The following is a 21,880-nucleotide window of genomic DNA, read 5'->3' on the forward strand; positions in this document are numbered from 1 at the left end:
TCTTCCCATGATCAACGTGACCAATCGTACCAATATTAACATGCGGTTTTGTTCGTTCAAACTTGCTCTTCGCCATTGCTATTAATCTCTTGTTTTATTCCCTATTTTTGTTAGCACCTAGGGTCAGTCCTGCAAAAATGAGTCTGACCAGACTGTAAACAGCCCAATAACCACAACTCTTAGAGGCAAAACCCCACCCCATCTATAAATGGAATATCCTCCATCATACCTATTTGCCCAATCATCAACAACCATTTGGAGCGGGTAGCGGGAATCGAACCCGCATATTCAGCTTGGAAGGCTGCTGCTCTACCATTGAGCTATACCCGCATGACCCACGTACTAACTCTCCTTCGATGAATGGTGGAGGGGGTTGGATTCGAACCAACGTAGCATACGCAACGGATTTACAGTCCGCCCCCTTTAACCACTCGGGCACCCCTCCATTACACCGATAAAGTCACGCAATGAGACATCACGACAACCATCTTGAATACCCATTCAATTCAATCTGATTGCGAAGTGGTTATGACGATTACTATTGTATCTGTCAACAGAATAAATACAGTTCTGTACAAATTTCCTGCTCATAATTTTAAATCATAGATTTTTTTCTCTCTATTTTTCTTATTAACACGCTATAAAGAAGCTATGAAAGAAAAAACATCACAAAATTCTCATTATGCTCGTTTGCGTCGCCGATATCGCGATACAAAAGGCTCTCCTTCTCGATCTTTTACACACCCAAAGAAGAAAGCTGCTTCTTTACAGCAAGGGATCATCCATCTTTATGGCATTCATTCTGTTCAGGCTGCTTTAGAAAACCCAAAAAGAATTTTAAAATGTCTTTACGTTACACAAAATGCCTTAAAACGATTAAATATATCCGAATCAGATTATCCTTGCTCTGTTACATTATGCACCCCCAAATATCTTGATTCGCTTGTTGGAAGTGAGGCTGTTCATCAAGGTATTGTTCTGGAAACTCTCCCCCTCAAACCATGCAAACTGTCGGAACTAACCAATACTGATCTGGTCATTGTCATGGATCAAATTACCGATCCACATAATGTTGGCGCTATTATGCGCTCTGCAGTTGCATTGAAAGCTAAAGCACTTATTACAACTTGCCGTCACTCTCCCCACGAAAGCGGTGTTCTTGCGAAAGCGGCATCTGGAGCTCTGGAAATGATTCATTATATTACCGTACGAAACCTCGCTGAAGCTCTTCAAGAACTTCATCAAACAGGTTTTACAAGCTTTGGTCTCGATTCAGAAGGTGACCAACCTCTAGAAACAGCATTAACAGGGAATAAAATTGCTCTTGTTTTAGGAGCAGAAGGTAAAGGTTTACGTAAAAAAACACGCGAAACCGTTTGCGCTTTAACACGCCTTGATATGCCTGGAAATATTAAATCATTAAATGTTTCAAATGCAGCAACAATAGCACTTTATGTGGCACATCAATATCTTAGATCCTAGTTTTTAATTTTTTGTGAAACATCAAAAAAACCAACCAACAAAAAACCCGCAAAAAAACCGCCAATATGAGCTTCCCATGCTATTGAGATGCCATTTTCTTCAAACAAAATAGAAGAAATACCTATGATCAAATCAGTCGTCAGCCATATACTCATATAAACAAGCACCCCCTTAGAACACAGAGCTTTTTTGACAGACAATAAAGGTCCCAAAAGTTTTTCGTTCTGCGCATTGACAGCTAGATTCCCACTAGGAAAACCGTAACGTGCAATAGCACCCATCATTCCAGATACGGCACCTGACGCCCCAATAAGTGATATGGTACTTTCTTGATGAAATGTAAAATAAGTCAAAACAGAAATAACTGCCGTTAACACCCAAAAAATTAAAAAACGTAAAACACCAAAATGCCTTGCTAAAGGAGAGCCAAAAACCAAAAGCCAAACCATATTAAGAGCAACATGTTTAAAACTACTATGCATAAATGAATAACTCACCATGGTATAACAAAATGCTACAGGATCCCTCTTAAACAATGCTGGTATAAATGAAAAAAACTCAAGGCTTTCAACATAAAACTGATGAGAAAAAAAATACTGAGAAATGCAATAAAGACAAAAACAAAATGCTATCAAAACAACTATAATAAATGGAACATTCAATAAGGGTTCTTTAGGTTGTTTCGGCAATCGGGAAACATCATTATGGTTGTGACTAGAAACTTTCATTGTATAAAATCTCGTATTTTTCAGAAAATGGGTTATTCTTTATACAAAATAAATATACCACTCCCAGTGATACAAAATCTTTTTAACGCCTCTTCGAGGCCCCCTTTTAAATTTTCAATAGCTCTACATGAAAACACGTGTATTTTATACAAAAGATTTTAAAAAGCACGGATACCAAGAATATGATTTACAAACTTAATGGTATCCTGCTTACTTAAATGTGAAGTTATCATGCAATATACAAGGACTTACGAATAGACAAACTCACTTATGAGTGTGGTATATAATAAAAATATATAAACATTGTTTTCTTACTAGAAATATATTGATCACTGCATTTTTTAACCAAGCTATACTTCGATTGATAAACTTTAAATAATCTTAAATCTCAATTTTTCCATTAATAGAGATTGCATTGCTTCTACTCTTTGAATAAAAAACGACATCTCTATGAGAAAAGAACTACCAACACAGGCGTTCTCTAGATATACTGATTGGTGTTTCATGATGAATTACTTACTTGATAGTCTGTTTCCCTCATAAATGCAAAAGCGTCAGTTCATCTCTTTAACAAATATAAACAAGCCTTTCATTTCAACCTTTTACAGATATAATTCAAGAACTGTCTCTTATGAAACACTGAAAAAATATGTTTATTCTAATGATGCATCTTTGAATTTAAACAGTTCATGACGGAGTTTTTTATTCCTTTCTTAGACAGTCTTATTTACACATCCGTCACTTTTAACGCGCAAGAGAATAGTTTGGATCAATTCAATATAAAAAATTTTAAATGAGGTAATCATAGGAATTTGAACCTCCTATTAAGTTGTAAAATGATAAATAACCATTATAAATCAATGTATTATAAATAGATAATACACTAATCATTGAAGAGGAAGATCTTGAGAATTCTGCTTGCAATCCTTTAACCATACATCATAAATAGGATGCTCAACAGCGTTCAAACCAGGACTATCTGCAAACATCCATCCTGTAAAAATACGCCGTATTTTTTTATCTAATGTCACTTCATTGACTTCAACAAAACCTGTTGTACGCGTGGGTTCATCTTTAGAGCTCGTATAACACGCACGTGGAGTTACCTGTAATGCACCGTACTGATAAATTTTACCAAGAGTAACTTCAAAACGTGTAGTCCGCCCCGTTATTTTGTCAAGACCCGCAAAAACAGCAATTCCATTGCTAATACGTTCAGCCCGCACTCCACTATTTAAGGATAAAAACACTAAAATTCCCATTAAAAAAATATATAAAAAATGCCTCACCCCTAACAATAAAAAAAATCTCATCATATCAAAATCAATCGCACCTTAAAAAAATAATTCTTTTCATAACATAGAGTCAAATAAGACAAAAATACACACGCACATTAAAACATGTTATTTTTTAGGTGACCACGCATCATAATCTTCATGCACACAAGAACGCTCTCCATTGGAAGTGATAGCCCCCTTTGGTCGATAGTCCTCACTTGTTCCTGTCATATTTGCAACATGAGGCTTTTCCCATTCATAAGGATGATAATCCTCCTGTGTTGGTGGACACTCACAGCGATGATGAATCCAGCCGTGCCAACCTGGTGGAATAGTAGAGGCCTCAGAATAGTCTTTATAGATAACCCAACGGTGCGGATAACCATCCTTATGAAGTCCTCCTTCATAATATATATTTCCAAATTGATCTTCCCCTATCCGCTTACCTTTGCGCCATGTGAAAAAACGCGTACCAATGGTATTGCCATTCCACCATGTGAAGATTTGCTTAAAAAAACGAGCCATCTGCTATTCCATTCATTTAGTGCGCTCATGAAATTAATCGTTGGAATAAAATTATTAACGATTGAAATTATCGAAAAAGTTACTCGTAAATTCAACTACAATTCCAATTGATAGGTTAACGTGCTATCCTTTAATTTCAAGAAGATATCATATGTATGGCTTCTTCTCCACCCCATAAAAATTTAATCTATGCCAAGTTTCATCTTAACCAATTCATTAACAGCTTGGGGATTTGCCTTACCACCTGTTGCTTTCATTACCTGTCCAACAAACCAACCAGCTAAAGCAGGTTTGTGCTTTGCTTGCGCAACTTTATCAGAATTATTAGCAACGATCTCATCAACAGCTCTTTCAATAGCCTTTGTATCCGTTACCTGCTTCATATTTCGCTCTTCTACAATTTGGCGTGCATCACCCCCCTCATTCCAAATAATCTCAAAAAGATCTTTGGCAATTTTTCCAGAAATAACTCCTTCTTTTATGAGATCAATAATACTTCCCAATTGATTTGGCGATACTGGGGACTCTTCAATCTCACGATTATCTTTATTTAAAGCCCCTAAAAGGTCGTTAATCACCCAATTGGCAACTATTTTTCCATCACGCCCACGCGCTACCTCTTCAAAATAATCAGCAATAGCCTTTTCTGTCACAAGAATGGAAGCATCATACACTGTCAATCCCATTTCCTTAATAAAACGTGCTTTTATAGCGTCAGGCAATTCTGGTAAGTCTGCTGCCAAAGCATCCACAAATGCTTGATCAAATTCTAATGGTAAAAGATCAGGGTCAGGAAAATAACGATAGTCATGCGCTTCTTCCTTTGAGCGCATAGAACGCGTTTCACCTTTAGCGGCATCAAAAAGCCGAGTCTCTTGATCTATGACGCCTCCATCTTCTAAAATTGCGATCTGACGACGCGCTTCATACTCAATTGCTTGACCAATAAAGCGAATAGAATTAACATTTTTAATTTCACAGCGCGTTCCAAAATCTTCACCAGGACGACGAACAGATACATTGACATCTGCACGCATAGAACCTTCATCCATATTGCCATCGCAAGTGCCCAAATAACGAACAATCGTACGCAATTTTGTCATATAGGCTTTGGCTTCATCTGATGAGCGCATATCAGGTTTGGAAACAATTTCCATAAGAGCAACACCAGAACGATTAAGATCTACAAAAGACATCGTTGGATGTTGATCGTGCATCGATTTTCCAGCATCCTGTTCAAGATGCAACCTCTCAATTCCCACTTCAATATCCTCAAATTGGCCATTCGAATCTGGACCAACAGATATGATAATCTTTCCCTCTCCCACAATGGGATAGCGAAATTGAGAAATCTGATACCCCTGCGGTAAATCTGGATAAAAATAATTTTTGCGATCAAAAACAGACTTTAAATTAATATGCGCCTTTAATCCTAACCCCGTTCGAACCGCTTGACGAACACATTCTTGATTAAGAACAGGCAACATACCTGGCATGGCTGCATCAATAAGTGATACATGATTGTTCGGCTCTGCACCAAATTTTGTTGATGCTCCTGAAAAAAGTTTTGAATTTGATATGATTTGCGCATGAACTTCCATGCCAATGATGACTTCCCAATCACCTGTAACTCCAGAAATAAAACGCTTAGAATCAGGAGTACGCGTATCAATGATGCTCATTGCCAATCCACTACCAATATTTAAAATATACTCATGGCTTATCTAAAACCATTCTCTCAGTGTAACCCCAGAACATAAATCTTACAACACAAGCCCGTTTCTATCGGGCTCGTTCTGTTTGCATAAATATTAAGCTTTTTTAGGAGCCTTTTTCTTAGCTGGTTTTTTCTCTGTAGACGTTTCTTTCACTGCAGACTTTTTCTTTGCCGGCTTTTCTTCAGGAACATTTGATTCGTCATATTCTTTCATCAACTCTTCAACCGTCACTTCTTTATCTGTGACTTTTATCTGTGCTAATAAATGATCAATGACCTTTTCTTCAAAAATCGGAGCACGTAGATTTTCAACAGCTTCCGGAGTCCTACGGAAAAAATCCATAATCTCTTTCTCTTGTCCAGGATACTGGCGAACCTGATCAAAAACGGCTGCTTTTAGCTCATCCTCACTAACTTTAACACCAACCTTCATTCCAATTTCAGAAAGCACCAAACCAAGACGAACACGACGCTGCGCAAGGACACGATATTCCTCCCGTGCCTTTTCTTCTGTAATACCTTCATCTTCAAAACTGCGCCCAGCCTTTTTCAAATCATCATTAACCTGAGCCCATATATTGTTAAACTCAACTTCTAAAAGTTCTTCAGGAATCTCAAAATTATAATCAGCATCTAAAGCATCAAGAATTTGACGCTTAACTTTTTGACGTGTCACTGAACCATATTGGCTTTCAATCTGCCCACGAACGACCTCACGTAAGCGATCTAGAGACTCTAAACCAACTTTTTGCGCTGCTTCATCATCAATTTTTAATTCATCTGGTTTAAAGACAGCTTTGATAGTAATGTCAAACTCTGCTTCCCGTCCCGCCAAATGTGCCGCACTGTAATTATCTGGAAATTTAACAAAAATCGTTTTTGCATCCCCAGCTTTCACACCAACCAATTGCTCTTCAAAACCAGGAATAAATTGTTTTGACCCAAGAATCAGTTGTGCATCACTATCTGCCCCACCTTCAAATGGAACGCCTTCAAGCTTACCTTGATAATCTATGGTAATACGATCACCTTCTTCAGAATTCCCCTCTTTTAGGGAATAATTACGCGTAGAAGAAAGGACGCGATTGACTTGATCATCAATATCCTGTTCAGGAATAGTTGCAATTTCACGAATAACCTTAATATGTTCAAAATCTTTAATGTCAATTTTTGGTAAAACTTCATACTTTAAACTAAAAGTAAAATCAGCTTTGCCATCTAGAATTTTTTCATCTTCATCTATATCAATTTTTGGCTGCATCGCTGCACGTTCATTGCGGTCTGCTAAAATAGAACGGGGTGCATCACTGAGTATCTCATTGAGAATCTCCGCCATAAAGGATTTACCATACATTTTTCGCAAATGCCCACTAGGCACTTTACCGGGACGAAAACCATTAAGCTTGATTTTTCCCTTGGTATCATCCAATCGTTCATTCAACTTTTCTTCTAAATCTTTCGCTGGAACCACGATCTTAATTTCGCGCTTCAGTCCTTCATTAAGCGTCTCGGTAACCTGCATTAAACACCTTCATTTTTCTAAGGAGAGGGATCAACCCACTCTAATAATCATTACATTCTAACACTTCGAGTGTTACATTTACCATGAAGCGGAATTTCAGACACGTAGAAATCCGTAGCACCTAAGGGATTGCTTTGGTGCGGATGGAGGGACTCGAACCCCCACGGTCTCCCGCCAGAACCTAAATCTGGTGCGTCTACCAATTTCGCCACATCCGCTCAAACTTACAAGCTAATAACCTTATACAAGCGGCGTTTCTATACCATTAATTACAGAAAAAAAGCAAACAAATATATTAAAAAAAACAAAATCTATGCTTTTCATACATAACTGCTTACGCTAAAAGTCAATTATGTTAAAGACATTTGATATCCCAATTCATATCATCGGTGGCGGTCTTGCGGGGTGTGAAGCGAGCTGGCAAATCGCTCAATCAGGAATTCCTGTTGTTTTGCATGAAATGCGGCCTGAAAAAAAATCAGATGCCCATAAAACAGATAAATTGGCAGAATTGGTTTGTTCAAATTCGTTTCGTTGCGATGATTCATTAACAAATGCCGTAGGGCTTTTACATGCTGAAATGCGATTAGCAAAATCGTTAATTATGAAAGCTGCTGATGCCAACAAAGTTCCCGCAGGGAGTGCTCTTGCTGTTGACCGTGATGGATTTTCAAAAACCGTTACGACAGCACTCGAAAACCACCCCCTTATAACAATCAAACGTGAAGAAGTTCAAGAAATTCCTAAAGCTTGGAAACATGTTGTCATTGCAACGGGCCCCCTTACATCGCCTGCACTTGCTCAAAAATTACAAGCAATAACCGGTATAAAAGCTCTTTCTTTTTTTGATGCGATTGCACCTATTATCCATACCGACAGTATTGATATCAACATTTGTTGGTATCAATCTCGCTATGATAAAATTGGTCCTGAGGGAACAGGAAAAGATTATCTTAATTGTCCTCTCAACAAAGAACAATATGAAACATTCGTTGAAGCGTTAAAAAATGCTGAAAAAACAGAGTTTCGTGACTTTGAAAAAACGCCCTATTTTGATGGATGCCTCCCCATTGAAATTATGGCTGAGCGCGGACTTGAAACGTTAAGACATGGTCCTATGAAACCTATGGGCTTAACTAATGCCCATAACCCTACAGTTAAACCCTATGCTGTCGTTCAATTACGCCAAGATAATAAACTTGGAACGCTTTATAATATGGTCGGCTTTCAAACAAAACTGAAATATGGTGAACAAATTCGTATTTTTAGAATGATTCCCGGTCTTGAAAAAGCAGAGTTTGCGCGTCTTGGTGGTCTTCACCGCAATACCTACCTCAACTCGCCAATTATTCTTGATCAAACCCTTCGTTTAAAACAAAAAAGACAACTACGCTTTGCAGGGCAAATTACCGGATGTGAAGGTTATGTAGAATCAGCGGCAATAGGGCTTCTTGCTGGACGTTTTGCTGCTGCCGAATATCATCATATTTCCCCTTGCCTCCCCCCACAAACTACAGCATTCGGAGCCCTTTTGAATCATATTACGGGGGGACACATCATAGATGAAAAAGCAGAAACACAGTCTTTTCAGCCAATGAATATCAATTTCGGACTTTTTCCCCCTATTGCTTCTATTAAACATTCAGGGAAACGCTTACCAAGTAAAGAAAAAAAATTAGTAAAAAAACAAGCCATAACAGCGAGAGCTCTCAATGATTGTACTCAGTGGTTAGCAGATAAAGAATCAAAGAGCTCCTGTTTATAAAAAACATACGATTCGCCTCTCACCTACTGAATAGATCTTTATGACTCTCGTGAAAAAATCATTCTAAAGCCTTTTAAAGACTGTCTCCTCCAATCAATAAATACTACCTACATTTCATCATTTATTCAATTATGTAGGTGCTGTGAAATAACTTTTGGCTATAAAAAACCTTTACCGCTATCAAAAATTTAATATGATTTAATGACTAAAAAAATAATCATATAAATATATTATGAATAATCAAAAAAATAGATGAAAAATACACACGTAATACTGTACTATCTTTATTAATAGTTTTTATATTACGTAATGTATATTATTTTATAAGAGTAATTTTTCTGTTTTGTAACTTCCTCCCTCAAAATTTGTGATGTTCTCTCATTTTAACTCTTGTATGATGAAGTAAAAATACTCGCTTGCATATCACAAGTGAAATAAAGATATGGAAAAAATATTTGTAGGATAGAGCTGAAGCTATCTCTCCCCTCTCAAATGCCAAGAAAAATCACAATATTGAAAACCAAATCTGAATATCAAAAGATTCTTTCATTTCAGGCTCTCTAATAAATCAATAAAATTATCCTCTTGGTGTGTCACAAGCAAGGTTGGCGTATAAGAGTAAAAGAATAAAACTATCCCTTATGCACTCGTCTCAGATATCTGGGGCTAGTCGCAACATTATAGGAACTGAGAAAATAGATAGCACGGTGGCACCAACATGCACTTTTATTAAGCGTAAATGGTGATATATAATAACTTTTATGGACTTTACAGAGTTTTCCGCCTCATATTATTTACGGATCTTGTTTTGAAATAAATACCGTAACACTTCAGCGTAATAAAAGTTAATATTACATTTTATAAGCCATACCAGTGCTCAATTAATACGGTGCAATATTTTTTGAAAATACTAAAAACAATATATTTTAAGCAATACATGAAAATAAAAAGTATCGCAAAGATCTCAAAGTTTTATATGAAAAATGCGCATAACACATGTGTTAAAAAAACCCGCTTATAAATAAATCGGGTTTTTTTAATGTAGCTCTAAATTATTTTTTATTAACTGCTTCTTTAAGGCTTTTTCCTGCAGAAAATTTGGGTACAGAACGTGCTGGAATATCGATTTCAGCACCAGTTGAAGGATTACGCCCCTTTGTTGCAGCACGATGAGAAACTTCAAAAGTGCCAAAACCTGGAAGACGAACATCTCCCCCTGAAGCTAAAGCTTCTGTTACAGAAGCCATAAAAGCATCAACAACAGCACCAGCTTGCGCTTTCGAAACACCTGCCTTTTCAGCAACGGAGCTAACCAATTCACTTTTATTCATAAAATATTTCCTTTCCCTATATTACCTGAACATGACTTAATCATGTTATTGGTCAGTTTATTGAAAAGTACAGCAAACAGAAGTCTTATTTTTATCCAAAACATTGTTTTTTTAGCAATAATCACAGTTATTCACGGAATTTTTCACTTTTTCCAACAAAAAACAAAATAATAACCTCAACAACGCCTTCTGCCACCTAAAAAATGCCGTTATAAATGAGATAAGTGAATCAGTGCGCAATCTGTATTCCGTCACTATCACTGCTCTCTGACCGGATTGGGACAGCCACTGTAGAGGGTTCTTTCCATTCAATAGTATCTGGAAAACGAACCAAAGCGTGTTTCAAAACTTCACTCACATGATTTACCGGAATAATTTCCATATTATTTTTGACATCATCAGGAATATCAACCAAATCTTTTGCATTTTCTTCAGGAATAAGTACTTTTTTTATCCCTCCTCGAAGAGCTGCTAAGAGTTTTTCTTTTAATCCACCAATGGGTAAAACGCGTCCACGTAAAGTAATTTCACCAGTCATTGCAATATCTTTATGCACAGCTACTCCTGTAAGGACCGAAACAATTGCTGTCACCATTGCAATCCCAGCCGATGGGCCATCTTTTGGTGTCGCACCCTCTGGAACATGAACATGGATATCGCGTTTTTCAAAAAGTGGAGGTTCAATACCAAAATCAACAGCACGAGAACGTACATAAGATGCTGCCGCTGAAATGGACTCTTTCATAATATCACGTAAATTTCCAGTTACAGTCATCTTCCCTTTGCCGGGCATCATAACTCCTTCAATGGTCAATAACTCTCCACCGACTTCTGTCCACGCAAGACCTGTTACAACACCAACTTGATTTTCTCCTTCAATCTGATTGTAATGATAACGTTTAACACCCAAGAAATCATGAATATTACTTTCTGTAACTTTTACAGATTTTTGATGTGTTTTGAGAATTTTTGTAACGGATTTGCGGGAAATTTTCATGAGTTCACGTTCAAGGTTACGAACGCCTGCCTCACGTGTATAAAACTGAATAATTGACCTTAGTGCTCCATCAGAAATACTGAGTTCTTTTTTAGACAAACAGTGATCTTTTAGTGCCTTTGGTAAAAGATGCTGTTTAACAATTTCCATTTTCTCACATTCAGTATAACCAGCGATACGAATAATTTCCATACGATCCATTAACGGACCTGGAATATTAAGCGTATTGGCAGTTGTGATAAACATGACATCAGAAAGATCATATTCAACTTCCAAATAGTGATCAATGAACGTACCATTTTGTTCAGGATCAAGAACTTCTAATAAAGCAGATGAAGGATCGCCACGAAAATCTTGTCCCATTTTATCAATTTCATCAAGCAAGAAAAGCGGATTAGATTTTTTTGCTTTTTTCATAGACTGGATAATTTTTCCAGGCATCGATCCAATATATGTTCGGCGATGTCCACGAATTTCTGCTTCATCTCGGACACCTCCCAATGAGATACGGACATACTCACGTCCCGTTGCCTTTGCAATAGAGCGCGCTAATGATGTTTTCCCTACACCTGGAGGACCTAACAAACAAATAATGGGACCTTTTATCTTTGACGCGCGACTTTGTACGGCCAAATATTCAATAATTCGCTCCTTAACTTTTTCAAGACCAAAATGTTCATTATTCATGACCTTTTCAGCAAAATCTAAATTGTTTTTAATCTTAGATTTTTTACCCCAAGGCATTGCTAATAACCAATCAAGATAGTTACGTACAACTGTCGCTTCTGCAGACATAGGAGACATATTCCGTAATTTTCTCAATTCTGCTCCAGCTTTTTCCTGCGCTTCCTTGGATAGTTTTGTATTCTTGATACGTTCTTCTAATTCAGAGAGTTCATCTCGGCTATCATCACCTGCTCCTAACTCTTTTTGAATAGCCTTCATCTGCTCATTGAGATAATATTCTCGTTGGTTTTTTTCCATTTGCCGTTTAACATGCGAACGAATACGTTTTTCAACCTGCAAAACAGAAATTTCTCCTTCCATGAAGGACAAAACACGTTCAAGACGGGCCCGCACAGGTAAGAGCTCTAATATTTCCTGCTTTTCTGCAAGTTTAATCATCAAATGAGAAGCAATCGTATCGGCAAGCTTAGAAGGATTATCAAGCTGGCCAATCGCATTCACAACTTCAGGAGAGATTTTTTTATTAAGCTTTACATAGTTTTCAAAATAAGCAATCACTGACCTTGAAAGAGCTTCAATCTCAACATCACTCTCTCTAGGTTCTTCTGTAACAGTTGCAAAAGCCTGATGATAACCTTCACTTAAAGCAAATTGACTAATTTTTGCACGTGCAGTTCCCTCAACCAAAACCTTTACAGTACCATCAGGAAGCTTTAAAAGTTGAAGAATATTAGCAAATGTACCAATATGATAAATATCCTCTGATTTTGGATCGTCATCAGAAGCATTTTTTTGTGTCACCAATAGTATTTGCTTATCAACCGCCATCGTTTCTTCAAGAGCACGAATTGATTTTTCGCGGCCCACAAAAAGTGGAACAATCATATGGGGGAAGACAACAATATCACGAAGAGGTAAAACAGCATAAACCCCATCTCTTACTTCATCTGTCTTTTCATCAATATATTGCATAACTCTCCTTTCTGGAGCCTATGAGCTACCTACAACAACCAGCCCACCTTTAGAAAACCTCAGCTCTTCACTGTACATGAAGTGGTAATTACTCATACATAAATCAAGCATTATAATGATATTATTAGAAACACCCATCAAATACCATTCATTACCACCTTTTATATTGTGCATCGCACAATGTCATGCTGATACATTTTCTTTATCTTCTGCACGTTCTGAGTAAATATAAAGAGGACGCGCTTTCCCATCAACGACATCACTCGAAATAACCACTTTTTGAACGCCTTCAAGAGCCGGTAGCTCAAACATCGTCTCAAGAAGGATCTTCTCCATAATTGAACGTAAACCACGAGCACCAGTTTTACGTTCAATTGCTTTCTTTGCAATAACACGTAAAGCATCTTCATGAAATGCTAACTCGACATTCTCCATTTCAAAAAGACGCTGATATTGCTTTACTAATGCATTTTTAGGTTGTGATAAAATTTGCATGAGGGCGTTAACATCTAAATCCTCTAAGGTAGCGACTATAGGAAGGCGTCCAATAAATTCTGGTATTAAACCAAATTTTATAAGATCTTCAGGCTCTAAATCACGAAAAATTTCACCGACACAACGCTCATCAGGAGCCTTAACGGTCGCAGAAAAACCAATAGAAGTTTTTTCACCACGCCCTGAAATAATCCGTTCTAAACCTGCAAAAGCTCCCCCACAAATGAATAAGATGTTTGTGGTGTCAACCTGAAGAAACTCTTGTTGCGGATGCTTACGTCCACCTTGAGGAGGAACAGAAGCAATCGTTCCTTCCATAATTTTTAATAACGCTTGCTGAACTCCTTCCCCCGAAACATCTCTTGTAATAGAAGGATTATCTGCTTTACGAGAAATCTTATCAACCTCATCGATATAAACAATACCACGCTGTGCACGTTCAACATTATAATCTGCTGCTTGAAGGAGCTTAAGAATAATATTTTCAACATCTTCCCCCACATAACCTGCTTCAGTCAAAGTGGTCGCATCCGCCATCGTAAAAGGTACATCAATAATACGTGCTAATGTTTGTGCGAGATAAGTTTTACCGCAGCCCGTTGGACCAACAAGAAGAATATTTGATTTTGCCAACTCAATATCATTGCTTTTAGACTGATGCGCCAACCGTTTATAATGATTATGCACAGCAACAGAAAGAACACGCTTCGCATGCTGCTGACCAATAACATAATCATCAAGAACTGTTATAATTTCCTGTGGCGTGGGAACACCATCACGCACCTTAACCCCAGAAGACTTATTTTCTTCCCGAATAATATCCATGCAAAGCTCTACACATTCATCACAGATAAATACAGTAGGCCCCGCAATGAGCTTACGCACCTCATGCTGACTCTTGCCGCAGAACGAGCAATAGAGAGTATTTTTTGATTCGTTCCCGCTATTGCTAATTTTGCTCATTTTTCTTTCCTTTCACCACGATATATGAATACTTTGCCTTTTCAAAGGAAGCTTTTCATCATGAAAACTAAAAGACATATAGAAAACCATGCATGTCTCAATATTTTTAGGTGTTTCTCTTATTTTGCGATATTTTTTATAAAACTCTTTGATTTAAAGTAGCTGTTTTTTCTATAAAAATTCTTAATCTTTTTCTTCTTTTTCAGTTTCTGCACGATATTGTATAACATCATCAACTAAGCCAAACGCTTTGGCTTCTTCTGCTGTCATAAAATGATCGCGATCGAGAGTTTTCTCTATAACCTCATAATCTTGACCCGTATGTTGGACATAAATTTCATTTAAACGCCGTTTCATCTTTATAATATCTTGCGCATGTCGCTCAATATCTGAAGCTTGACCTTGAAAACCTCCAGATGGTTGATGCACCATAATACGTGCGTTTGGCAATGTAAAACGATGACCTTTTGCTCCAGCTGTTAACAATAAAGACCCCATAGATGCCGCTTGCCCCATGCAAAGCGTAGAAACAGGAGGGCGAATAAACTGCATAGTATCATAAATAGCCATACCAGATGTTACGACACCACCTGGAGAATTAATATAAAGACTAATTTCTTTTTTAGGATTTTCCGCTTCTAAGAAAAGCAATTGTGCACAAACAAGCATTGCCATACCATCTTCAACAGGACCATTAATAAAAATAATCCGCTCCTTTAAAAGACGGGAAAAAATATCATAGGCCCGCTCACCACGATTGGTTTGTTCAATAACCATAGGAACAAGGCTTAATGCTGTTTTCATTGGATCACTCATATTTTTACTTTCCGTTCATATAACAACCGCTCTTTACACATTCAATGTTTTTATCCATATGCTAACATTACTCTCTTGTGCAAGCTACAATCAAGAGATGTATAAGATAGATTAAAATCTCAATAGTTAAAATAGCAATAATAACTCTACCTAAACAAATGATGAACATCAGGAATGCGAGATACCGCCCAATGGTAAAAACTTCCTTCCTGAGGTCTTTTCGTGGTCTTTGTCTTTCTGTGAATATGAAAGCCTATCAAGCGTGAATCTGTAAGCGGCTTTACGCCAAAAGCTGGTTCAAAAATACGTTCAGTTTTTCGCCCAGTCCAATAATAAAAAGTTTCCTTTTCCCTTGCTTCATGAAAAAAACCATATCGTTTTGCTAATCGTGAAATACCATCATTGCCAAATATTGTAACGCCAAGATTTCCCGGTAAAATCGGCATTTTTTTCCTCTTTAACCAGAACGGTCTCCAAACACGACGCTTAAACCCAAGCCAATGAGGAATAATTTCTGTGCCTGCCCAATAATCTTCAAATATTTTTATAATAGGGTTATTGGGCGGAAAATAAAGTGCAGAAACGCCTACTCTTGTATTATTTTCTCTTGCCAACCAAACCTTATCGGCATCTGGATGAAATTGTTTAACAAGGTAAACATCTGTATCTAACTAAACACCTTGTTGATATTTCATCAGCATAACACGAAAAAAATCCGAGAACTGAACAATTGTACACCCTAGTTTATCATCAGAAAAATCGGGATCAAGGCGATAAATTGCTGAGCGTGGTAAAATTGATTCGGCTTCATGCAGCTCAACACCAGCAGGGAGATTATCTATTTTTTTATCATAACTAAAAAGCTTAACGCGCTGTCCAGTTTTAACCATTGAAGACAAACAAAGCCTATCCACCAATCTTAATTGTCCACTATACCAAAAAGTACAAATATCCATAGATAATACATCAAAAATATTCTAAACTTACGCGAAAGAGTTGTTCAACATCACGAACTCTATCAGCAAGAGCAAAAATCACTATTCTATCACCAGACAAAATACGCGTATCTGCCGAAAGCTGTATTATTGTCTTATTGCGATAAATTGCACCAATTCTCAAACCATCTGATAAATTGAGCTCTGATAATGACTTACCAACTAATGAAGATGTTTGCATCACTTCAGCTTCAATAATTTCTGCTCGGCCATTAAAAACTGAATGAACAGAACGAATACGCCCACGGCGCATTTGTTGCAAAATTCTCGATATTGTAACGCTATGGGGATTAAGATATGCATCCACACCAACAGCACGACTAAATTCTTGATAGGCAACATTATTAATCAATACCATATTGGCTTTGCAGCCCAATCTTTTAGCAATAATAGCGCTTAAGAGATTAACCTGATCTTGATTGGTCAATGTAATCATTAAATCGGACTGATCAATTCCCGCATCTTGAAGAATCACTGGATCTAACACGTTACCGTATAAGACTGTCGTTTTTTCAAGCTGATCAGCAATTGTAAGAGCTCTTTCTCTATGCGATTCTATAATCTTCAATTTTAATTTATGGAAACGCTTTTCAATCGCCTGTGCAACATAAAGGCCAATGTGACCACCCCCTGCAATAATCATGCGGTGTGCATCTTGTTCTTTATGACCAAAAAGCCCAACAGCACGACGCATCTGTTCACGAGAAACAACAAGATAGGTTATATCACCAACGCGTAATTGCGTTTCTGAATGTGCAACCAATAATTCCGCGCCACGTTTAATAGCGGTAACCGTCGTATGAAGATCTGGAAAAAGCTCTGTTAATTGACGCAAAGGTGTATTAATAACTGGACAATCTTCCATACATTCCAAGGCTAGCGCAACAATATCATCATTACAAAAATAAAGAACATCTATTGCACCAGGTAAAGCAATACGGCGCAAAACCATTTCCCCAACTTCAACTTCTGGCGAAATAACCACATCAATGGGAATATTCTCTCTGGAAAAAAGCGTCTTATAACGTGGCTCTAAATAAGATTGTGAGCGAATACGAGCAATTTTTGTGGGCACATTAAATAATGAATGTGCTACTTGGCAAGCTACCATATTGACTTCATCAAACAAAGTAACAGCAATCAACATATCAGCTTTGTCTGCATCTGCTGCCAAAAGAACTTCAGGCCGTGAACCGTGACCAACAAAACCTCTCACATCCAATGTATCGCGAATCTTTTCAATTAATCTCGTTTCGATATCAATAACAGTAACATCATGATTTTCAGCAGCAAGACGCTCTGCTATCCCATAACCAACCTGTCCTGCTCCACAAATAATAACACGCATCGCTTAAGAAACTCCAAGCGCTTTAAGTTTACGGTGCAAAGCTGAACGCTCCATGCCTATAAATTCAGCAGTACGTGATATATTTCCACCCAAACGCCCAATCTGCGCCACTAAATATCTCTTTTCAAACAATTCTCGAGCTTCACGTAACGGCAAATCCATTATACTTTCATCTGAATCCATTTGAAGGCGTGGCAAAGAATCACTTACTTCACTGGGAAGAAAGTCCGCTGTTATAGGACCATCACCATCCCGCACAAGAATAAGAAGACGCTCAATATTATTACGTAATTGCCGCACATTACCCGGCCAAGCGTGCGTTTGCAAAATAGCAATCACATCATCACTGATTGCACGCGGTTTAATCCCAACCTGCTGTGATATTGTTTTTACAAAATGATGTACAAGTTCTGGAATATCTTCACGACGCGCTGAAAGGGGCGGAACAACAATAGGAACAACGGAAAGACGGTGAAAAAGATCCTCCCTAAAGCGCCCATCAGAAATGAGGTTTTCAAGATTTTGCGCTGTCGAAGAAATGATACGGACATCCACCTTAACACGTTTTGTGCCGCCAATTCTCTCAAATGTTTGCCCCGTTAAAACCCGAAGAATCTTCCCTTGAGTCTCACGCGGCATGTCAGCAATTTCATCAAGATATAAGATACCACCATGAGCTTCCTCTAAGGCACCGATTTTACGCTCTCTTCCCTCCATTTCGCTGCCAAACAGCTCTATTTCCATTCTTTCCGGAGTAATCGTTGCAGCATTTATTGTAACAAATGGCCCATTCGAACGCGTTGAGAGCGCATGAATAGTTCGTGCAACAGTCTCTTTTCCTGCCCCTGAAGGACCTGTTATCATGATGCGACTATTGGTTGGTGCTACTTTTTCTATGATTTGACGCAAATTTTTTATAACTGTCGATTTTCCGAGCAACTCTAATGTCTCGTTCGAACGCTTTCGTAATTCTAAAAGCTCACGTTTTAAATTTGAATTTTCAAGTGTTCTCTCTGCAACCAATACAAGTCTATCAGCTTTAAAAGGTTTTTCAATGAAATCATATGCCCCTCGCTTTATAGCGGAAACAGCCGTCTCAATATTACCATGACCAGAGATCATAACGACCGGAAGAGCCGGATATTGTGTTTTAATTTCATCAAGCAGTGCTAAACCATCGAGACGACTACCCTGTAGCCAAATATCCAAAAAAATGAGCTTTGGAATACGCTCACTAATTTGAGCCAATGCTTCATCAGAGTTACAAGCAACGCGCGTTTCATAACCTTCATCCTCTAAAATACCAGCAACAAGCTCACGAATATCTGCTTCATCATCAACAATCAAGATATCTGATACCATACTATTCCCCTATCTTATGATTTATGGCTTGTATAATATTACCCTGCTTACCCCCATCCGCAGGAAATATCAAACGGATCATCGCACCACGACCTTCATAAAAACTCTCCGGTGCATCATGAAGCTCCATGAAACCACCGTGATCTTCAATAACTTTGCGCACAATGGCTAACCCCAGTCCTGTTCCTTTTTCCCGCGTTGTTATATAGGGTTCTAATAACTTTTGTCTTTGCTCTTTAGGAAGTCCTTTCCCGTTATCAACAACATCCACAACCACCCATTCTTTCTGTCGATAAGAACGGACAAGAATATGACCGTGAATATTTTCCTCTCGCATAACTGAATCTATGGATTCGCTCGCGTTTTTGATAACATTGCAGAAAGCCTGTACAATGAGACGGTTATCAAATGCACCCATAAGTGGTAGAGTTCCTAAATCTTGCTCAAAATGAATATCATGTCGCGTCACCTCTATCAAGAAACATGCTTCGCGCAACAATTCTCGTATATCTAAAATATGCATTTTGGGTTTGGGCATACGTGCAAAAGAGGAAAACTCATCAACCATACGCCCAATATCTCCAACCTGCCGAATAATCGTGTCAATACACCGCTCAAAAACCTCTCTATCTTGTGTAATAGCTTTGTTATAACGTTTACGAATGCGTTCAGCGGATAACTGAATAGGTGTAAGAGGATTTTTAATTTCGTGCGCAATACGCCGCGCAATATCCGCCCACGCTGCTGTACGTTGCGCTGCAACAAGGTCAGTAATATCATCAATTGTTAGAACCCAAGATTGCCCCTGTCCATCATCCTCCTCCATCGTAACTTGAACATTACAGACACGCTCTTTTCCTGCAACGTTTAAAGTGACCTGTTCACGATGGTTTTTACGATCTAATGAACGCACAAACTGAAAAACCTGCCAAATTTCAGCGCTTAAAGATAAAAGACTTTGTCCAACAACGTGCTCAGAGCGAATATCAAACATCGCTTCAATAGACCGATTGATAATGGTGATATCACCATTATCATCTATACCTGCTACTCCCGCTGTTACACCCGATAACACAGCTTCAGAAAAACGCCGTCTTTCATCAATTTGATCACGCACTGCAATCAACTCATTACGCCGACTTTTCAATTCACTGACCATGTAATTAAAAGTTTTGGATAATTGCCCAATATCTCCATCTTTTGCTCGTACTGGCACGAAAATTTCCATATTTCCAGAAGCAACATCATCGGCAGCACTAATGAGAAGACGAATAGGACGCACTAAACGATCAGCAACAGCAATAGCAGCCCAAATAGCTGATAAGAATAAACTAAAAAAAAGACACAAATAAAGCATACCAAATGCAATCTGTGTCAGCAGGCGATTTTCATTTAAATCACGATAACGATCTGTATTAACTTCTGTCAAACGCAAAGCAGATAAAACACCTTTATCAACGTCACGCACCAAATATAAAAATGTGTTTGGAATGTTGGTAAATTTTAAAATAATACCAAAATAATCATGAACGCCTGGTTGAAAAGAAAAAGGTCTCGCACTGGTTGCACGTTCAATAAGATGAGAAGGAGGAATTGGCAGTTTATCTTCATCACCAAGAGCACTCGATACAAAAATAGCTCCGCTAGAACTTAACAAAAATGCACCACGCAAATTGCGTCCTATAGCATGACGCGTCAATTGCATCCTATATTCAGCTGGATTACGTTCTAAGAGTTTTTTGTTATCAAGTGCAAATGCCATCGCGTAGGATAAATTTTTTAAATTTTGAAGCATTTCATCTGCATAAGCATTTGCTAAATCAATAGAAGAGCCCACAATTTGCCGCGTTGTTGTATCAAACCATCGATCAAGTCCCAAATTTAGTGCTGGACCCGATACAAGAGCTACAGCAACAGCTGGCATTGTCGCAACAAGTGCAAACAATGAAATAAGGCGCACATGAAGACGCGATCCTGCACGCCTTGAACGCCAAGCACGAATGATCGGAATCATCTCATAAAAAACGATGACAATAAGCCCTAAAACCCAAAAACTATTAATCCCTATAAGAATAAGGGTTACTGTTCTACTGGGAACAACAGGAGTTAATCCAATAAGAATAATAAACGAAACAGAGGCCGTAAGTAAAGCCAATACAATAATTGTAATCCCTAAAAAAATATATACCTTACTTAAACGATACAACTCATCGTTATAAGTATTTTTATCTATGTCTTGAAGATTCGTCACAGATGTTATATTCGTCATGAGCTTACATACCCTTATCCCATTATTCTCATATAACCTTTTGTAGCAAAAATTGACAATACTAATACTACATTTAAATAGGGCAAATATAGTCAATGAGGAAAAGCTTCTATATTTTGCAAAATATCTTTAAAATAGACTGTGTTCGACGATACTTTACGAAGGAAATGAGATGCGATTAACAAAACAAACAAATTATGCTCTTCGAATGCTCATGTATTGTGCAGATAATCAGGGAACTCTCAGTCGTGTTCCAGAAATTGCTAAAGCATATGCCGTTTCAGAACTTTTTTTATTTAAAATCCTTCAGCTGCTTGTTCAAGCAGGTTTTATACAAACAGTGCGTGGACGCAATGGTGGAGTTAGATTGGCTAAACCCGCAGCAGAGATTTCAGTCGCTGATGTTGTGAAAGTAACAGAAGACAACTTTTCCCTAGCAGAATGTTTCGATACTGCAGAACCAACTTGCCCCTTGTTTGATTTTTGTGGTTTAAATACCGCACTTCAAAAAGCATTAAATGCTTTTTTTGAGGTGTTGTCCATGATATCCCTTGCTGATCTACAACAACCATCCTTTCAAAATCATTTTAAAATTAATGACAAAAAAGAAAACTAAGATTATAATACAA

15 protein-coding genes, 3 tRNA genes and 2 pseudogenes are annotated in these 21,880 nt (G+C 37.9%); 3 read left to right on the plus strand and 17 right to left on the minus strand.

Annotation, left to right across the window (positions count from 1 at the left end; genetic code table 11):
- From ACFIJZ_RS06460 to ACFIJZ_RS06470, 3 genes and pseudogenes are all read right to left on the minus strand, one after another.
- Positions 1-76 (minus strand): annotated as a pseudogene (locus ACFIJZ_RS06460) (elongation factor Tu); the annotation flags it as partial.
- A gap of 180 nt (positions 77-256) precedes the next feature.
- Positions 257-330 (minus strand) — tRNA-Gly (locus ACFIJZ_RS06465).
- Between the two features lie 31 nt (positions 331-361).
- Positions 362-445: transfer RNA gene (locus ACFIJZ_RS06470), tRNA-Tyr, on the minus strand.
- 206 nt (positions 446-651) lie between these two features.
- Here ACFIJZ_RS06470 and ACFIJZ_RS06475 point away from each other — a divergent pair.
- Entirely contained in the window at positions 652-1,482 is an 831-nt protein-coding gene (locus tag ACFIJZ_RS06475) for a TrmH family RNA methyltransferase (RefSeq protein ID WP_375631350.1), read from the plus strand.
- Here ACFIJZ_RS06475 and ACFIJZ_RS06480 read toward each other — a convergent pair.
- From ACFIJZ_RS06480 to ACFIJZ_RS06505, 6 genes are all read right to left on the minus strand, one after another.
- Positions 1,479-2,210, minus strand: coding sequence for a rhomboid family intramembrane serine protease (locus ACFIJZ_RS06480; RefSeq protein ID WP_375631351.1), 732 nt, complete (start codon positions 2,208-2,210; stop codon positions 1,479-1,481). The genes ACFIJZ_RS06475 and ACFIJZ_RS06480 overlap by 4 nt on opposite strands.
- Positions 2,211-3,097: 887 nt before the next feature.
- The gene (locus ACFIJZ_RS06485) at positions 3,098-3,523 is read right to left on the minus strand and encodes a DUF2155 domain-containing protein (RefSeq protein WP_375631374.1); all 426 of its coding nucleotides are present in this window, start codon (positions 3,521-3,523) and stop codon (positions 3,098-3,100) included.
- Positions 3,524-3,613: 90 nt separating this feature from the next.
- On the minus strand, positions 3,614-4,012 hold the full coding sequence (locus tag ACFIJZ_RS06490) for an NADH:ubiquinone oxidoreductase subunit NDUFA12 (protein ID WP_012755018.1): 399 nt from the start codon (positions 4,010-4,012) through the stop codon (positions 3,614-3,616).
- 182 nt (positions 4,013-4,194) lie between these two features.
- Positions 4,195-5,694 (minus strand): Asp-tRNA(Asn)/Glu-tRNA(Gln) amidotransferase subunit GatB, encoded by a 1,500-nt coding sequence (gatB, locus tag ACFIJZ_RS06495; RefSeq protein ID WP_273791161.1) that lies wholly within the window; start codon positions 5,692-5,694, stop codon positions 4,195-4,197.
- A gap of 129 nt (positions 5,695-5,823) precedes the next feature.
- Positions 5,824-7,251, minus strand: a complete 1,428-nt coding sequence (gene tig / locus ACFIJZ_RS06500; protein ID WP_375631352.1) for a trigger factor — start codon at positions 7,249-7,251, stop codon at positions 5,824-5,826.
- A gap of 135 nt (positions 7,252-7,386) precedes the next feature.
- Positions 7,387-7,469 (minus strand) — tRNA-Leu (locus tag ACFIJZ_RS06505).
- A gap of 134 nt (positions 7,470-7,603) precedes the next feature.
- On the opposite strand from ACFIJZ_RS06505, the gene trmFO reads away from it, so the two are divergent.
- Positions 7,604-9,016, plus strand: a complete 1,413-nt coding sequence (gene trmFO / locus ACFIJZ_RS06510) for a methylenetetrahydrofolate--tRNA-(uracil(54)-C(5))-methyltransferase (FADH(2)-oxidizing) TrmFO (protein WP_273791159.1) — start codon at positions 7,604-7,606, stop codon at positions 9,014-9,016.
- Between the two features lie 1,052 nt (positions 9,017-10,068).
- On the opposite strand, the gene ACFIJZ_RS06515 is transcribed toward trmFO, so the two are convergent.
- The 8 genes and pseudogenes from ACFIJZ_RS06515 to ACFIJZ_RS06550 form a co-directional block, all read right to left on the minus strand.
- Positions 10,069-10,347 (minus strand): HU family DNA-binding protein, encoded by a 279-nt coding sequence (locus ACFIJZ_RS06515; protein ID WP_273791158.1) that lies wholly within the window; start codon positions 10,345-10,347, stop codon positions 10,069-10,071.
- A 229-nt stretch (positions 10,348-10,576) separates the two neighbouring features.
- Positions 10,577-13,003, minus strand: a complete 2,427-nt coding sequence (gene lon, locus ACFIJZ_RS06520; RefSeq protein ID WP_273791157.1) for an endopeptidase La — start codon at positions 13,001-13,003, stop codon at positions 10,577-10,579.
- A 183-nt stretch (positions 13,004-13,186) separates the two neighbouring features.
- Positions 13,187-14,461, minus strand: a complete 1,275-nt coding sequence (clpX, locus tag ACFIJZ_RS06525; protein ID WP_273723371.1) for an ATP-dependent Clp protease ATP-binding subunit ClpX — start codon at positions 14,459-14,461, stop codon at positions 13,187-13,189.
- Positions 14,462-14,644: 183 nt separating this feature from the next.
- Positions 14,645-15,277, minus strand: a complete 633-nt coding sequence (gene clpP, locus ACFIJZ_RS06530) for an ATP-dependent Clp endopeptidase proteolytic subunit ClpP (RefSeq protein ID WP_273791156.1) — start codon at positions 15,275-15,277, stop codon at positions 14,645-14,647.
- A 146-nt stretch (positions 15,278-15,423) separates the two neighbouring features.
- Positions 15,424-16,233 (minus strand): annotated as a pseudogene (locus ACFIJZ_RS06535) (hypothetical protein).
- 10 nt (positions 16,234-16,243) lie between these two features.
- Complete coding sequence (gene trkA, locus ACFIJZ_RS06540; protein ID WP_273791154.1) at positions 16,244-17,620, minus strand: Trk system potassium transporter TrkA; 1,377 nt, start codon at positions 17,618-17,620, stop codon at positions 16,244-16,246.
- A gap of 3 nt (positions 17,621-17,623) precedes the next feature.
- Positions 17,624-18,982 carry a sigma-54 dependent transcriptional regulator gene (locus tag ACFIJZ_RS06545; protein ID WP_273791153.1) on the minus strand — a complete coding sequence of 453 codons (1,359 nt, stop codon included), beginning with the start codon at positions 18,980-18,982 and terminating at the stop codon, positions 17,624-17,626.
- A gap of 1 nt (position 18,983) precedes the next feature.
- On the minus strand, positions 18,984-21,251 hold the full coding sequence (locus ACFIJZ_RS06550; protein ID WP_273791152.1) for a PAS domain-containing sensor histidine kinase: 2,268 nt from the start codon (positions 21,249-21,251) through the stop codon (positions 18,984-18,986).
- 172 nt (positions 21,252-21,423) lie between these two features.
- Here ACFIJZ_RS06550 and rirA point away from each other — a divergent pair, with 172 nt between their 5' ends.
- Positions 21,424-21,867: an iron-responsive transcriptional regulator RirA gene (gene rirA / locus ACFIJZ_RS06555; protein ID WP_273791151.1), complete on the plus strand. Its 444-nt coding sequence runs from the start codon at positions 21,424-21,426 to the stop codon at positions 21,865-21,867.
- The last annotated feature ends 13 nt before the right edge of the window (positions 21,868-21,880 follow it).

Origin of the sequence: Bartonella sp. CL70QHWL (assembly GCF_042194855.1) — a bacterium.
In the GTDB taxonomy this organism is placed as follows: Bacteria; Pseudomonadota; Alphaproteobacteria; order Rhizobiales; family Rhizobiaceae; genus Bartonella.